At 38.6% G+C, this 15,737-nt stretch carries 22 protein-coding genes; 1 reads left to right on the top strand and 21 read right to left on the bottom strand.

The annotated features are described in order from the left end of the window. Positions 1-25: 25 nt before the first annotated feature. From rplF to rpsL, 20 genes are all read right to left on the bottom strand, one after another. Positions 26-565, bottom strand: coding sequence for a 50S ribosomal protein L6 (gene rplF, locus ACSVI6_RS03035; protein WP_491717235.1), 540 nt, complete (start codon positions 563-565; stop codon positions 26-28). A gap of 27 nt (positions 566-592) precedes the next feature. Next, a complete protein-coding gene (gene rpsH / locus ACSVI6_RS03030) occupies positions 593-1,006 on the bottom strand; it encodes a 30S ribosomal protein S8 (RefSeq protein WP_491717234.1) in 414 nt (137 codons plus the stop codon). A gap of 31 nt (positions 1,007-1,037) precedes the next feature. Continuing rightward, a complete protein-coding gene (locus tag ACSVI6_RS03025) occupies positions 1,038-1,223 on the bottom strand; it encodes a type Z 30S ribosomal protein S14 (protein WP_491717233.1) in 186 nt (61 codons plus the stop codon). A gap of 23 nt (positions 1,224-1,246) precedes the next feature. Continuing rightward, positions 1,247-1,789 carry a 50S ribosomal protein L5 gene (gene rplE / locus ACSVI6_RS03020; protein WP_491717232.1) on the bottom strand — a complete coding sequence of 181 codons (543 nt, stop codon included), beginning with the start codon at positions 1,787-1,789 and terminating at the stop codon, positions 1,247-1,249. A 28-nt stretch (positions 1,790-1,817) separates the two neighbouring features. Continuing rightward, positions 1,818-2,126, bottom strand: a complete 309-nt coding sequence (rplX, locus tag ACSVI6_RS03015) for a 50S ribosomal protein L24 (protein ID WP_491717231.1) — start codon at positions 2,124-2,126, stop codon at positions 1,818-1,820. Between the two features lie 31 nt (positions 2,127-2,157). Continuing rightward, the gene (gene rplN, locus ACSVI6_RS03010) at positions 2,158-2,526 is read right to left on the bottom strand and encodes a 50S ribosomal protein L14 (RefSeq protein WP_219054207.1); all 369 of its coding nucleotides are present in this window, start codon (positions 2,524-2,526) and stop codon (positions 2,158-2,160) included. 49 nt (positions 2,527-2,575) lie between these two features. After that, positions 2,576-2,842, bottom strand: coding sequence for a 30S ribosomal protein S17 (gene rpsQ / locus ACSVI6_RS03005; RefSeq protein WP_491717230.1), 267 nt, complete (start codon positions 2,840-2,842; stop codon positions 2,576-2,578). Between the two features lie 25 nt (positions 2,843-2,867). Then, a complete protein-coding gene (gene rpmC / locus ACSVI6_RS03000) occupies positions 2,868-3,062 on the bottom strand; it encodes a 50S ribosomal protein L29 (RefSeq protein WP_491717229.1) in 195 nt (64 codons plus the stop codon). Then, entirely contained in the window at positions 3,052-3,483 is a 432-nt protein-coding gene (gene rplP, locus ACSVI6_RS02995) for a 50S ribosomal protein L16 (protein ID WP_491717228.1), read from the bottom strand. Before rplP ends, rpmC begins: the two co-directional genes overlap by 11 nt. Before the next feature lie 2 nt (positions 3,484-3,485). Beyond that, positions 3,486-4,199, bottom strand: coding sequence for a 30S ribosomal protein S3 (gene rpsC / locus ACSVI6_RS02990; RefSeq protein WP_491717227.1), 714 nt, complete (start codon positions 4,197-4,199; stop codon positions 3,486-3,488). A gap of 12 nt (positions 4,200-4,211) precedes the next feature. Beyond that, positions 4,212-4,559, bottom strand: a complete 348-nt coding sequence (gene rplV, locus ACSVI6_RS02985) for a 50S ribosomal protein L22 (RefSeq protein ID WP_219054202.1) — start codon at positions 4,557-4,559, stop codon at positions 4,212-4,214. Between the two features lie 17 nt (positions 4,560-4,576). Beyond that, entirely contained in the window at positions 4,577-4,855 is a 279-nt protein-coding gene (gene rpsS / locus ACSVI6_RS02980; RefSeq protein ID WP_219054201.1) for a 30S ribosomal protein S19, read from the bottom strand. A 41-nt stretch (positions 4,856-4,896) separates the two neighbouring features. Further along, positions 4,897-5,739 (bottom strand): 50S ribosomal protein L2, encoded by an 843-nt coding sequence (rplB, locus tag ACSVI6_RS02975; RefSeq protein ID WP_491717226.1) that lies wholly within the window; start codon positions 5,737-5,739, stop codon positions 4,897-4,899. A 25-nt stretch (positions 5,740-5,764) separates the two neighbouring features. Then, positions 5,765-6,052, bottom strand: coding sequence for a 50S ribosomal protein L23 (rplW, locus tag ACSVI6_RS02970; RefSeq protein WP_491720051.1), 288 nt, complete (start codon positions 6,050-6,052; stop codon positions 5,765-5,767). Continuing rightward, positions 6,052-6,675 (bottom strand): 50S ribosomal protein L4, encoded by a 624-nt coding sequence (rplD, locus tag ACSVI6_RS02965; protein ID WP_491717224.1) that lies wholly within the window; start codon positions 6,673-6,675, stop codon positions 6,052-6,054. The genes rplW and rplD overlap by 1 nt, the downstream gene beginning before the upstream one ends. Before the next feature lie 17 nt (positions 6,676-6,692). After that, positions 6,693-7,328, bottom strand: a complete 636-nt coding sequence (gene rplC / locus ACSVI6_RS02960) for a 50S ribosomal protein L3 (protein WP_491717223.1) — start codon at positions 7,326-7,328, stop codon at positions 6,693-6,695. Positions 7,329-7,362: 34 nt separating this feature from the next. After that, positions 7,363-7,671 (bottom strand): 30S ribosomal protein S10, encoded by a 309-nt coding sequence (gene rpsJ / locus ACSVI6_RS02955; RefSeq protein ID WP_219054196.1) that lies wholly within the window; start codon positions 7,669-7,671, stop codon positions 7,363-7,365. Positions 7,672-7,983: 312 nt separating this feature from the next. Beyond that, positions 7,984-10,077: an elongation factor G gene (fusA, locus tag ACSVI6_RS02950; protein WP_491717222.1), complete on the bottom strand. Its 2,094-nt coding sequence runs from the start codon at positions 10,075-10,077 to the stop codon at positions 7,984-7,986. 109 nt (positions 10,078-10,186) lie between these two features. Further along, entirely contained in the window at positions 10,187-10,657 is a 471-nt protein-coding gene (gene rpsG, locus ACSVI6_RS02945) for a 30S ribosomal protein S7 (protein WP_219054194.1), read from the bottom strand. Positions 10,658-10,690: 33 nt separating this feature from the next. Beyond that, a complete protein-coding gene (gene rpsL / locus ACSVI6_RS02940) occupies positions 10,691-11,104 on the bottom strand; it encodes a 30S ribosomal protein S12 (protein ID WP_219054193.1) in 414 nt (137 codons plus the stop codon). Positions 11,105-11,314: 210 nt separating this feature from the next. Between rpsL and ACSVI6_RS02935 the strand changes: the two genes are divergently transcribed. Next, positions 11,315-12,019 (top strand): prepilin peptidase, encoded by a 705-nt coding sequence (locus ACSVI6_RS02935; RefSeq protein WP_491720928.1) that lies wholly within the window; start codon positions 11,315-11,317, stop codon positions 12,017-12,019. 48 nt (positions 12,020-12,067) lie between these two features. On the opposite strand, the gene rpoC is transcribed toward ACSVI6_RS02935, so the two are convergent. Continuing rightward, complete coding sequence (gene rpoC, locus ACSVI6_RS02930) at positions 12,068-15,724, bottom strand: DNA-directed RNA polymerase subunit beta' (RefSeq protein WP_491717220.1); 3,657 nt, start codon at positions 15,722-15,724, stop codon at positions 12,068-12,070. Between the last annotated feature and the right edge of the window lie 13 nt (positions 15,725-15,737).

The raw sequence follows: 15,737 nt of genomic DNA, 5'->3' as shown, positions 1-15,737 counted from the left end.
AGCAAAATAATAAGTAATAATAATATTACTTACCAGTTTTACCTTCTTTACGACGTACATATTCGTCTTCGTAACGAATACCCTTACCCTTATATGGTTCAGGTGAACGAACGGCACGAACCTTAGCTGCGAAATCACCAACGTGTTGTTTGTTGATTCCATTAATGTTGATAGTAGTGTTATCAGGAACTTCAAGTTCAAGATCTTCAGGAACTTCAATTTCAACTGGGTTTGAGTAACCAACGTTAAGAATTAAAGTCTTACCCTTTAGTTGAGTACGGTATCCAACCCCGATAAGCTTAAGGGTTTTCTTGAAACCGTTGCTAACACCTTCAACGATGTTGTTAAAGTTAGCACGCATAGTACCGTGCATTGCACGAACTTTGTTAGTGTAACGAACGTTAGGTTCGAAACTTACTACGTTGTCTTCAACTTTAACTGAAATTTCAGGAGAAAGGATAGTTGATAAAGTACCCTTTGGTCCCTTAACAGTTAACTTGTCATTATCTTGACTGAATTCAACCTTTTCAGGTAATTCAACCTTTTTATAACCAATACGACTCAAAATTACACCTCCAATACTTTTAAAATTTTACCAAATGTAAGCTAATACTTCTCCACCAATCTTCTTGGCACGAGCTTCCTTATCAGTAATAACACCTTCAGAAGTTGAAATAATCGCAATTCCTAAACCATTTAAAACCTTAGGAACAGATTGAGAATCAACGTATGAACGTAAACCTGGCTTTGAAATACGCTTCAAACCAGTAATAACACGACGGTTGTTTCTACCATCGTTATCCTTACCGTACTTTAAGAATACGCGGATAACACCTTGCTTGTCGTCTTCGATGTATTCAACATCGCGAACGAATCCTTCACGTTTAAGGATTTCAGCAATGGCACGTTTAATTTTGGATGCAGGTGCTTCAACTGATTCGTGACGAGCCATGTTGGCATTACGAATGCGAGTTAAGAAATCTGCAATTGGATCTGTCATAGACATAAACGATAAGCCTCCCTTTATTTTTTATATTTTACCAACTGGCCTTCTTCATACCAGGAATTTGACCCTTGTGGGCTAAATCACGAATACAAAGACGGCATAGATGGAATTTTCTGTAAACAGAGTGAGGACGTCCACAGCGTTCACATCTTGTGTATGCTTGAGTTGAGAACTTTGCAGGACGATTTGCTTTTAAAACTAATGCTTTTCTAGCCAATATAAAGCCTCCCTATTGATTCACTACTTAGTGAATGGCATTCCGAACTGTGCTAATAATTCACGTGATTCTTCATCACTATTAGCAGTAGTAACAATAACAATATCTAATCCACGAACGCGGTTAACGTTATCGTAGTTGATTTCTGGGAAAATTAATTGTTCACGTACACCTAAAGTGTAGTTACCACGGCCATCAAATGATTTCTTGCTAACACCATGGAAATCACGAACACGTGGAAGTGAAACATTGATTAATTTGTCTAAGAATTCGTACATGCGTTGGCCACGTAAAGTAACCTTAGCACCGATTGACATACCTTCACGTAATCTGAAACCGGCAATTGATTTCTTAGCCTTAGTAACTAAAGGCTTTTGACCTGAGATCAAAGCTAATTCAGCAACGGCTTCGTCTAAATTCTTAGCGTTGGTAACAGCGTCACCAACACCCATGTTCAAAACAATCTTATCAAGCTTAGGAGCTTGCATGATTGATGAGTAGTTAAATTTTTCAACTAATGCTTTTGAAATTTCATTAGTGTATTTGTCTTGTAAGCGACTTGGCATAAATGAGATATCCTCCCTTCGTCAAATTTTAATCGAGTGATGTGTTTGTCTTCTTTGAGAAACGAACTTTCTTTCCGTTGTCTTCTCTGATACCAATCTTAGTTGGTTCATTGTTAGAAGGGTCAATAATCATAACGTTAGAAACATGAATTGGTGCTTCAACATCATTAATTCCACCTTGTGGATTGCTTTGTGAAGCTTTTTGATGCTTCTTAACGATGTTCACACCTTCAACTACTACGCGATCTTTTGAGGCAATAGTCTTAGTAACAGTTCCTTCTTTACCCTTGTCTTTACCACTGATTACACGAACTTTGTCACCAGTTTTAATTAACATTTTACGGCACCTCCTTGGCGTTTAGTAGTTATTATAGTGTTTCAGGAGCTAGTGAAACGATCTTCATGAAGTTGTTGTCACGTAATTCACGTGCAACTGGTCCAAAGATACGAGTTCCGCGAGGGCTCTTGTCATCATTAACGATAACGGCAGCGTTTTCGTCGAAACGAATGTATGAACCGTCCTTACGACGGGAAACAGACTTAGTTCTAACGATAACGGCTTTCACAACGTCACCCTTTTTGACAACGCCACCTGGTGTTGCTTGTTTTACAGTAGCAACGATGATGTCACCGATTCCTGCATAACGTCTGCTTGATCCACCTAAAACCTTAATGGTTAAAATTTCACGAGCACCTGAGTTATCGGCAACTTTTAAACGACTTTCTTGTTGAATCACGGTAAAATCCTCCCTTCATAGTTGGATCATTTAGAATACGATAAAATGATTAGATAATAACAGCTTTCTTAACAATCTTAACTAAACGGAAATGCTTAGTAGCTGATAATGGCCGAGTTTCCATAATTTCAACAATGTCGCCCATTTTAGCTTCATTATTTTCATCATGTGCTTTGTATTTCTTTGAATACTTAACCCGCTTACCGTAAGTTGGATGAGTCTTAGTGGTTTCAACAATTACAGAAATAGTCTTATCCATCTTGTCAGAAACAACGCGACCACGGTATACCTTGCGTTCATTACGTTCTTCGCTCATGTATAAACCTCCTTTTATCGTATTCTTACTTGTTTAATTCTTTTTGACGAAGTGCAGTTTTAATACGTGCAATGTTCTTACGAACTTGTTTTAATCTTGCAGTATTTTCCAATTGTCCAGTAGCCAATTGAAAACGAAGGTTAAACAATTCTGCCTTGTAACCTTGTTCTTTTTCGTGCATTTGATCAGTGGTTAATTCATTAATTTCTTTAGCCTTCATTTGATTCGCCACCTACTTCCTTTTTAACAATCTTAGTCCGTACAGGAAGCTTCATTGAAGCTAAACGTAAAGCTTCTTTTGCGATTTCGTCAGTAGTATCTCCTACTTCGAATAAAACTTTACCGCGCTTAACGGGAGCAACCCATCCAGCAGGAGCCCCTTTACCATTACCCATACGAACTCCGACACCTTTTTCAGTATATGATTTGTGAGGGAAAATCTTAATCCAAACTTTCCCACCACGCTTCATGTAACGAGTGATAGCAACACGACAAGCTTCGATTTGTCTGTTAGTAATCCAGTGAGAATCTAAAGCTTGTAATCCGTAACTACCGAAAGCAACTGATTTTCCACCCTTTGCTTGTCCACGTAATTTACCACGATGTTCACGACGGTGTTTTACACGTTTTGGTACTAGCATGTTTATTCCCCTCCTTTACGATTATTATTACGACGATTATTACGACGATTGTTGTTATTTGCAGGAACATCATTGTTCACAGCAGCTTGGCCTGGTAATACTTCACCACGGTAAATCCAAGTTTTAACACCAATAGCACCATAAGTTGTGTGTGCTTCTTCCCATGAGTAATCAATATCAGCACGTAAAGTATGCAATGGAACAGTACCTTCTGCATATGATTCGATCCGAGCCATATCAGCACCATTCAAACGACCAGCAACTTGAGTTTTAATACCCTTAGCTCCTGAACGAACACTACGTTGCATAGCTTGACGCATTGCACGACGGAAAGCCACACGACCTTCTAATTGAGCAGCAATGTTTTCACCAACAAGAATTGCATCTAAATCAGGTTTCTTGATTTCGATGATGTTGATGTGAACACGCTTACCAGTTAATGAATTTAATTGTTTACGAAGACTTTCAACTTCGGATCCACCTTTACCGATAACCATACCTGGTTTTGCAGTGTGGATAGAAACGTTAACACGCTTTGCAGCACGTTCAATTTCTACAGTAGAAACAGAAGCATCAGAAAGTCTTTCTGCGATATATTTACGGATTTGTAGATCTTCTTTAAGATTAGCAGCAAAATCTTTTTCAGCATACCATTTTGCTTCCCAATCGCGAATGATCCCTACACGAAATCCGTTTGGATTTACTTTTTGACCCACGCGTTATACCTCCTACTTTTCAGAAACTACGACAGTGATGTGACTAGTTCTCTTGTTAATTGGTGAAGCTGAACCTTTTGCACGAGGACGAAAACGCTTAAGAGTTGGTCCTTCATTTACATATGCTTCACTTACAACTAAGTCTTCACGATCTAAATCAAAATTATTTTCTGCATTAGCTACAGCTGACATAAGAACCTTTGATACAACTGGAGAAGCACCCCGAGGAGTGAATTTCAAGATTGCACTGGCTTCTGCCACGCTTTTACCTCTAATAAGATCAACTACAAGGCGGACCTTACGAGCGGCAATACGAACAGTTCTTGCAGTAGCTTTTGCTGATGTAACTTGTTCAGCCATTTATTAATCCTCCTTGTTTAAACAGTTTTCTTATCGTCACCCTTAGCGTGACCATGGAAAGTACGGGTTGGTACGAATTCACCAAGCTTATGTCCTACCATATCTTCTTGAACATAAACGGGAACATGTCTTCTTCCATTATAAACAGCGATAGTGTATCCAATGAAACTTGGAAAAATAGTTGATCGACGAGACCAAGTCTTAATAACTGACTTCTTTTCAGAATCCTTTTGAGCATCAATCTTCTTTAAAAGACTGGCATCAGCGAAAGGTCCCTTCTTTAAACTACGACTCATTATAAAACCTCCCTTACAATTTCATCATTGATGAATTTATATTACATCTTTGAACCCTTACGACGACGAACAATCATCTTGTTAGAACGAGCACTCTTAGAACGAGTCTTCTTACCAACAGTCTTCTTGTGCCATGGTGATAATGGAGATGGGTAACCAACTGGTGCTTTACCTTCCCCACCACCATGTGGATGATCATTAGGGTTCATTACGGAACCACGAACGTGTGGACGTTGACCCTTGTAACGAGTACGACCAGCTTTACCAACGTTAACTAATCCGTGTTCTTCGTTACCAACACTACCGATAGTAGCACGGTTTACAGAAAGAATCATCCGAACTTCACCAGATGATAATTTAACTAGTGCGTATTTGCCTTCGTTACCTAATAATTGAGCTGAGGCACCAGCAGAACGTACTAATTGACCACCCTTACCAGGTTTTAATTCAACGTTATGAATGATACTCCCAACTGGGATTTTATTCAATGGTAATGCATTACCAACTTTGATATCAGCATTTACACCTGATTCAACTTTATCTCCAACCTTAAGTCCCTTAGGGGCAAGGATGTATGATTTAACACCATCAGCGTATACTAACAATGCAATGTTAGCAGTACGGTTTGGGTCATATTGGATTGATTGAACAGTAGCCATAACATCATCTTTGTTACGCTTAAAGTCAATGATACGGTATTGGTTCTTGTTACCACCACCACGATGACGAACAGTCATGCGGCCTGAGTTGTTACGACCAGCTTGGTGCTTCTTAGCAGCCAATAAAGACTTTTCAGGCTTTTGAGTCGTAATAACTTCCTTATAGTTAAGGCTAGTCATGTTACGACGACCATTACTGGTTGGTTTGTACTTTTTAAGTGCCAAAGTATTCCCCTCCTATTTTAATATTTTATTTTTCGCTAAATAATTGAATTTCGTTTGAATCTGCGGATAAGGTAACGATTGCCTTACGACGCTTCTTAGTGTAACCTTCGAATGATCCTTGACGCTTCTTCTTACCCTTAAGATTCATAATGTTTACTTTAACAACCTTAACATCAAAGATGTCTTCAATTGCTTTTTTAACTTGAGTCTTAGTTGCCCGTACGTCTACATCAAATGTGTAACGCTTGTCATCCATCAAAGCAGTAGTTGCTTCAGTGATAACTGGACGTAAAATGATATCGCGTGATTCCATTATGCGAGCACCTCCTCTACTTGAGAAAGAGCAGCCTTAGTAATAACAATCTTGTCGCTGTGAACAACATCAAGAGTGTTAACACTCTTAGCATTGATAACAGTAACATTCTTTAAGTTACGTGCTGATAAAGCAACGTTATCATTGTCATCTTCTAAGACAACTAAAGTCTTAGTAGTAACATCTAAATTCTTTAATACGTTGTTAAATTCCTTAGTTTTAGGAGCACTAAATGCTAATGAATCAACAACAACAAAGTCGTCGTTAGCAACCTTTTCAGAAAGAACAGATTTAACAGCTAAACGAGTAACTTTCTTTGGAAGGTGGTATGCGTATGAACGAGGAGTTGGTCCGAAGACAATTCCACCACCACGCCATTGTGGTGAACGAATGGAACCTTGACGAGCACGACCAGTACCCTTTTGACGCCATGGCTTCTTACCACCACCACGTACGGCACTTCTGTTTTTAACAGCATGAGTACCTTGACGTTGTGATGCGCGTTGCATAGTGATTGTATCGAATACAACACTATCGTTTGGTTCGATGTTAAAAATGGCATCATTTAAGTCGATGTTTCCATTTTTACTACCATCTTGTTTGTATAATGCTACGCTTGTCATTTATTGTTCCTCCTTTCTTATTTTTGAGATCCGCGTGCTGCAGATCTAACTACTAATAATGATTTGTTGGCACCTGGAACGTTACCCTTAACAAGAAGAACGTTGTTTTCAGTGTCAGCCTTAACGATTTCAAGGTTTTGAATAGTAACAGTCTTGTTACCCATCCGACCTGGAAGCTTCATACCCTTAACAACTCGGTTAATGATTGAACCTAATGAACCAGGACGACGGTGGTATCTAGAACCATGAGTTTCTGGTCCACGTGATTGACCATCCTTATGGATGTTACCTTGGTATCCATGACCCTTTGAGATACCTGTAACATCAACGATGTCACCTGCTTCGAAGACATCTGCCTTTACTTCATCTGCTACATTATAATCGCCAAGCTCAACATCTCGAATTTCTTTAATGAAGCGCTTAGGATTAGTCTTTGCTTTTGCTGCATGACCTTTTTCTGGTTTGTTTGAACGAACAGCTTTTTTGTCGTCAAAACCAACTTGAATTGCTTCGTAACCGTCATTTTCAACAGTTTTCTTTTGCAAAACAACATTAGGAGTAACATCAATAACAGTAACTGGTGTTAATTCACCATTTTCACTGAATACTTGAGTCATTCCTACTTTTTTACCTAAGATTCCTTTTTTGGTCATGAGTACACCTCCGATATGATTGTATTTCTAAAAATTATAATTTGATTTCGATATCTACACCACTTGGTAGATCAAGTTTCATCAATGAATCAACAGTTTTTGGTGTTGGATTCAAGATGTCGATTAAACGTTTGTGAGTTAACATTTCGAATTGTTCACGTGACTTCTTAAACTTATGTGGTGAAGCTAAAAGAGTGTAAACAGTACGATCAGTAGGCAATGGAATTGGACCTGAAATCTTGGCACCAGTTCTTTGCGCCGTAGCAACAATCTTTTCTGCAGATTGGTCTAGAATGCGGTGTTCATAAGCCTTTAATCGAATACGAATTTTTTGTTTTGCCATTGTATTCCCTCCTTCGTCTATTTTAAAAATAAGACTAACTCCGTGAAAGTTACCAACGCACCTCCGTGGCAATGCATCCGGGTGTGTCGCAATCTCTCACATCAATGCTATCATCTGTCCTGTTTAGGGTATAACAACCCCTCAAAAATCAGTACTTAACTATAATACCCGATTTAAAGCTGGGTTGCAAGAGTTTCTAAAAAATAATTTGCGGTTTTAAAATTATTTTTGATTTAACTTCCTATTATTATAGATAGAAAAAAGGAGACTGAAAATTTCAGTCTCCTTCAATAATAAAATTAAAATATTTTATTATTCAGCGTTTCCACCGTTCTTCTTGATAATGTCTTCTTGAATTGCCTTTGGAACTGGAGCGTAGTGATCAAAACTCATTGAGAACGTACCACGACCTTGAGTTGCAGAACGCAATGTAGTTGCGTAACCAAACATTTCAGAAAGTGGAACAAAAGCATGAATTAATTGAGCCTTTGAACGAGTTTCCATTCCATCAACATTCCCACGACGTGAAGTTACTTGACCCATAACATCACCCATGTTTTCTTCAGGAACAACAATATCAACCTTCATGATTGGTTCTAGGATCACTGGGTCAGCAGTCTTAGCAGCATTTCTCAATGCAATTGAAGCAGCAATCTTAAATGCAGCTTCACTAGAATCGACATCATGGTAACTACCATCGTATAACTTAGCCTTAACGTCAATCAATGGGTATCCAGCAAGCACACCGTTAGCCATTGATTCCTTCAAACCTTGTTCTACTGAAGGGATAAATTCACGAGGAACAACCCCACCAACGATAGCATCTTCGAATTCGAATCCTTTACCAGCTTCATTTGGAGTAAATTCAATCCAAACGTCCCCGTATTGACCTTTACCACCAGATTGACGAATGAACTTACCTTGAGCCTTAGTAGCCTTAGTAAATGCTTCACGGTAAGCAACTTGAGGAGCACCGATAGTTGCTTCAACCTTGAATTCACGCTTCATACGGTCAACGATAATGTTTAAGTGAAGTTCACCCATTCCAGAGATAATCGTTTCACCAGTTTCAGGGTTAGTTTCAGCCTTGAAAGTAGGATCTTCTTCAGCAAGCTTTTGTAAAGCGTTGTTCATCTTATCTTGGTCAGCCTTAGTCTTAGGTTCAACAGAAACACTAATAACTGGGTCAGGGAATTCCATTGATTCAAGATGTAATGGGTGCTTAGGATCAGTTAATGAATCACCAGTAGTAGTGTTCTTTAAACCAATCGCAGCAGCGATATCACCAGAGAATACTTCAGGAATTTCTTTACGGTGGTTAGAGTGCATTTGTAGTAAACGACCAACACGTTCACGCTTGTCCTTAGTAGCGTTCAATACATATGAACCTGATTCCAAACTACCACGGTAAACACGAATAAATGTTAAACGTCCAACGAATGGATCAGTCATAATCTTGAATGCTAAGGCAGCAAATGGCTTGCTGTCATCAGCCTTCAATTCAACTTCTTCACCAGTATCAGGATCAGTTGCATTGTATGGACGAACATCAAGTGGTGATGGAAGATAATCGATAACTGCATCAAGCATCATTTGAACACCCTTGTTCTTGAATGCTGAACCAGCTAATACTGGGTAAAATTCAAGATTTAAAGTTGCCTTACGAATTGCAGCCTTTAATTCATCCTTGGTGATTTCTTCACCTTCAAGATACTTGTTCATGATGTCTTCATCAACGTCAGCAACGGCTTCAACTAATTCATCATGACGCTTTTGTGATTCTTCCTTCAAGTTATCAGGAATTTCAACAGTATCCCATTCTGAACCTAACTTATCTTCATCATATAGGTATGCCTTCATTTCAATTAAATCAACCATACCTTCGAAGTCATCTTCAGCACCAATTGGCATTTGAATTGCATGAGCATTAGCATCCAAACGTTCGTGAAGTGACTTAACTGACATATCAAAGTCAGCACCTAACTTATCCATCTTGTTAGCGAAAACAATTCTAGGAACATTGTATTCAGATGCTTGACGCCAAACAGTTTCAGTTTGAGGTTCAACCCCAGCAGCAGCATCCAAAATAGTAATTGAACCATCAAGAACCCGTAGTGAACGTTCAACTTCGGCAGTAAAGTCCACGTGTCCTGGGGTATCAATAATATTTACTCGGTATCCCTTCCATTGTGCAGTAGTTGCAGCAGAAGTGATAGTAATACCACGTTCTTGTTCTTGTTCCATCCAGTCCATTTGTGAAGCACCATCATGGGTTTCACCAATTTTGTGGGTAATTCCAGTGTAGTACAAGATCCGTTCAGTAGCGGTAGTCTTACCAGCATCAATATGGGCAGTAATACCGATATTACGAGTCTTTTCTAGTGGGAATTCACGTTTGTTAGCCATGTGTAATTGTTTCTCCTCTCAAAACAGTTCAGTTTCAAATAAAAGTGGCTATTGAAAATCAACTAGCCACTTTCTATTATAACAAATTATAAGAATAACTAAACGCTAATTACCAACGGTAATGTGCAAATGCACGGTTAGCTTCAGCCATCTTATGAGTGTCTTCACGTTTCTTAACGGAAGCACCAGTATTGTTAGCGGCATCCATGATTTCGCGACCTAAACGTTCAGTCATCGTGTGTTCCCCACGTAAACGTGAGTAGTTAGTGATCCAACGAAGACCTAAAGTAGTCCGACGACCTGGACGAACTTCGATTGGCACTTGGTAGTTAGCCCCACCAACACGACGAGCCTTAACTTCAAGTACTGGCATAACGTTCTTCATTGCTTCTTCGAATACTTCAACTGGGTCATTTCCAGTTTCTTCTTTAATCATGTCGAATGCACCGTATAAAATCTTTGATGCAGTTCCTCTCTTACCATCTAACATTAAATGGTTAATTAAGCTGGTAACCAACTTTGAATTGTAAATTGGATCAGGAAGTACTTCGCGATCCGCAACATGTCCTTTTCTTGGCATTTAAATATCCTCCTCGGTTTTAATTTTAATCGATTATTCCTTAGGCTTCTTAGTACCGTACTTAGAACGACCTTGACGACGGTCATCAACACCGGCAGTATCTAAAGCACCACGAATAATGTGGTAACGAACCCCAGGTAAATCCTTAACACGACCACCACGAATTAAAACAACACTATGTTCTTGAAGGTTGTGTCCAATTCCTGGGATGTAAGCAGTAACTTCGATTAAGTTTGATAATCTAACACGGGCATACTTACGTAATGCAGAGTTAGGCTTCTTTGGAGTCATGGTACCAACACGGGTAGCAACTCCACGTTTTTGAGGAGCTGGGTTGTTGGTTTGAACTTTCTTGTAACTGTTGTACCCATGGTTTAAAGCAGGGGATTTTGATTTAGAACTTTTAGATTTACGTCCGTTACGAACTAATTGGTTAATAGTAGGCATCTAAAAATTCCTCCTTTCATAATTTTAATATAATATATAAGTCCACACATCCAGGTGGTTCATTTTTATTTTTAAAAAAAGAACCGCCGTTTACGTACAAAATTGTACATAGTGCAAAGAAAATAAACCTTTGCAATAGCAAGCACCTTATTATCTTATCACTCACCATATATGCTGTCAATGAATTTTAAAAATAGTCCGTGGTATTTTTTGCGTAATTTAATTCCAGAGGTGTTAAAAATGAACATAATTTTTTTATTCTTTATCGGTGCCGCATTAGGATCTTTTATTTTATTAATAATTCAACGCAATGAACGCAATGAATCAATCGTAACTCCCCGTTCCCATTGTGATAGCTGTAAAACAACCATTAGTTGTCTGGATTTAATTCCAATTATTAGCTACCTAATATTAAAGGGACGCTGCAGAAATTGTCAAGCTCCAATCAATAAAAACATTTTGGTTACTGAATTAGTGATGGGAATTGTTGTCGTACTTCAATCATATTATAAATTCCACATCTTAATTTTTATTTCATTAATAATGTTAATAATATTATCGATCATTGACGCAGAGAAACTAATGGTCCCCACTAAATTGATCATATTGTTATTAATCAATAACGTATTTTACTATTTTATATTTAATAATGGCAATATTATATACTTTGTACTCTTAATTGGTGCATATTTAGTCGTTCAATTTATCAATTACTTTACTTTAAAAATTGGAAGTGGCGATATAGACATTATTTTTATTCTTATGTTAGTGGTCGGGATTAAGGGAATCCCACCATTAATTATCATTGCTACAATAATTGCACTAACGTATTCAATTATTTTTGCTAAACGCAATCAAATTGCATTCATTCCATTCTTAAGCGTTGGATATATTATCACATTATTAGCTATGTAAAAAAATAAGAACCCTCAATAAATGAGAGTTCTTATTTTATGGTATTAACTAGTTTTTAGCGTCTTCTTCTTTTTTAATCTTTTCTTCTAATTGACTAATTGAATAAACACCATCAGTACTAGATGCACCAATTTCCTTTGGCTTAATGTCACCATAAGTGTGCATACCAGTACCTGCAGGAATTAGCTTACCAATAATAACATTTTCTTTCAATCCGATTAATGGATCGTTCTTGCCCCGAATAGCAGCGTCAGTTAAGACACGAGTTGTTTCTTGGAATGAAGCAGCGGATAAGAAACTGTTAGTTTCAAGCGCAGCCTTCGTAATTCCAAGCAATACGGGACGTGAAGTAGCAGGAATCTTACCAGAGATAACGGCATCACGATTACTTTCCTTAAAGTCATTAATATCCATTAAAGTCCCAGGAAGTAATTCAGTATCACCAGGATCCATGATTCTAACCTTACGAAGCATTTGTCTAATCATGATTTCGGCATGCTTATCACTTAATTCCACCCCTTGACCACGGTAAACAGTTTGAACTTCACTAAGCAAGTAAACTTCAGTTGAGATTGTATCTCTAACCTTGATTAATTCCTTAGGATCAATTGAACCATTGTTCAACTTAGAACCACGTCTGATAAAGTCACCTTCAGCAACTTGCAATTTAGAGTTAATTGGGACACTGTAGGTTCTTGTATCCGTGTCACCCTTAATTGTAATTTCTTGAGTTCTATCAGCTGGATTTTCTTCAATTGTTTCAACAGTCCCAGTAACTTCAGTAATTTCAGCTTTCCCTTTTGGATTTCTAGCTTCAACAATTTCTTGAATCCGAGGAAGTCCTCGGGTAATATCTGAATTTCCGGCAACCCCACCAGTATGGAAGTTACGCATCGTTAATTGAGTACCAGGTTCCCCAATGGCTTGGGCTGCAACAGTTCCGACAGCTTCACCAACTTCAACTGGATCACCAGTTGCAAGGTTACGTCCATAACACTTTGAACAAACCCCGTGAACACTGTTACAAGTAAATGCTGAACGAATTTCAACTTCCTTGATTCCAGCATCTTCAATTGCTTGAGCTTCTGCTTCGTTAATAATTTGATTCTTCTTAACGATTACTTCACCATTAGCAGGATTAACAACGGTCTTCATTGCATTTCTACCAATAATTCTGTCAGAAAGTGGTTCAGAAATTTGCTTATCATCATCATTGTACAATGCTCTAACAATTAAGCCACGATCAGTCCCACAATCTTCTTCACGAATAATAACATCTTGAGCAACGTCAACAAGTCGTCTAGTTAAATAACCAGAGTTGGCAGTCTTCAAGGCCGTATCGGTCATCCCTTTACGAGCACCATGAGTAGAAATAAACATTTCCAAAACAGTTAATCCTTCACGGAAGTTAGAAGTGATTGGCAATTCCATGATGTCCCCACTAGGGGAAGCCATCAACCCACGCATTCCGGCTAATTGAGTAAAGTTTGAAATGTTACCACGAGCTCCAGAATCACTCATCATAAAGATTGGGTTTTGAGGATCAAAGTTATGCGCCAATAGTTCTTGAATCTTATCCCTAGCATCAGTCCAGATTTGAATAACCTTTTCATAACGTTCATGATCAGTAATCAAACCATGACGGAATTGCTTGGTAACGCCATCCACTTTTTCATGAGCTTCTTCAATTACTGAAGGTTTTTCCTTTAGTTCAATAACATCGGTAATCCCAACCGTTAAACCAGACTTGGTAGATTTATCGTAACCAATATCCTTAATTTTATCAAGTAACTTGGAAGTAATTGTAACCTTGTATTGGTTGTATACTTCGGCAATCACATCACTTAAGAACCCTTTTTTGAATGGTGGCACAACTGGTGCATCCTTCAAATGATCAAAAATGTTTTCACCTGGTTCGAGGAAGTACTTATCAGGAATATGACCATGAACGTTAGTATCAGTAGGTTCATTTAGGTAGGTAAATGCCTTTGGTAAAATATGGTTGAAAATAATCTTACCAGTAGTCGTAACCAAAATCTTATCCCTTTGATCATCTGTAAATGGCTTATCAGGCATTGATGATACACGAATACCAACTCTAGTATGCCAGTGGGTCGTTCCATTTTGGTATGAAAGAATTGCTTCGTCATAATCATTGAAGATTGATCCTTCACCTTCACGACCAGCTTCTTCCATAGTGAGGTAATAGTTACCGATAACCATATCTTGTGATGGAGTAACGATTGGCTTCCCATCACGAGGTGCAAGGATATGACTGGCAGCAAGCATTAGGATTCTAGATTCAGCTTGGGCTTCGTCTGAAAGTGGAACGTGAATGGCCATTTGGTCACCATCAAAATCGGCGTTGTAAGCTTCACAGGCCAATGGATGTAAACGCATTGACTTCCCACTTACTAACACTGGTTCGAAGGCTTGAATTCCCAAACGGTGAAGCGTAGGAGCCCGATTAAGCAACACTGGGTGTTCCTTAATTACATCTTCTAAGACATCAAACACTTCATCTTCTTGACGATCAATTTGGCGCTTAGCATTCTTGATGTTAGAAGCAATGCCTCGCTTAACCAATTCTTTCATAATGAAAGGTTTGAATAATTCCATTGCCATTGGTACTGGTAGCCCCATTTGGTTGAACTTAAGGAATGGTCCAACATCAATAACTGAACGGCCTGAGTAGTCAACCCGCTTTCCAAGTAAGTTTTGTCTGAACCGACCTTGCTTACCCTTAAGCATGTGTGATAGTGACTTCAATGGACGATTACCTGGACCGGCAACTGGACGACCACGACGACCGTTATCAATCAAAGCATCAACGGCTTCTTGAAGCATCCGCTTTTCATTTTGCACAATGATTCCAGGAGCATGCAAATCTAACAATCTCTTAAGTCGGTTGTTACGGTTAATCACCCGCCGATAAAGATCGTTTAAATCTGAAGTGGCAAAACGGCCACCTTCCAATTGAACCATTGGACGAAGATCAGGTGGGATAACAGGAATTGCATCCATTACCATCCAATCTAAGTCATTTTCAGAAGTTAAGAATGCTTCCAAAATGTCTAATCGACGAACGGCACGCGTTCTCTTTTGACCAGTAGCCTTCTTTAATTCTTCTTTTAATTCATCTGTTTCTTTTTGAACATCAACATTTTCAAGTAACGTCTTAATGGCTTCTGCACCAATATCAGCCTTGAATCGATTACCGTATTCTAACTTCTTTTCACGATAGTCATGTTCTGATAGTAATTGTTTGTTTTCAAGTGGTGTATCCCCACCATCAGTAACAACGTAGGAAGCAAAATAAATAATTTCTTCCAATGCACGAGGGCTCATGTCTAAAACAAGTCCCATTCTACTTGGAATTCCCTTGAAGTACCAAATATGGGTAACGGGTGCAGCCAATTCAATATGACCCATCCGTTCTCTTCTAACCTTAGAGCGCGTAACTTCAACTCCACAACGATCACAGACAATTCCGCGGTAACGAATACGCTTATATTTACCACAAGCACATTCCCAGTCTTTAGTAGGCCCGAAAATTCGTTCATCGAATAAACCTTCTTTTTCAGGCTTTAAAGTCCGGTAGTTAATGGTTTCAGGTTTTTGAACTTCACCATATGACCAACTACGGATTTTATCAGAAGATGCTAGGCCAATTTGCATGCTTTCGAATTTATTAACATCGACCAATTGAGCGGCCTCC

It is taken from the genome of Nicoliella sp. ESL1106 (assembly GCF_058509965.1).
The sequence above is the reverse complement of the archived record's forward strand: the minus strand, read 5'-3'. Positions and strand labels throughout refer to the sequence as shown.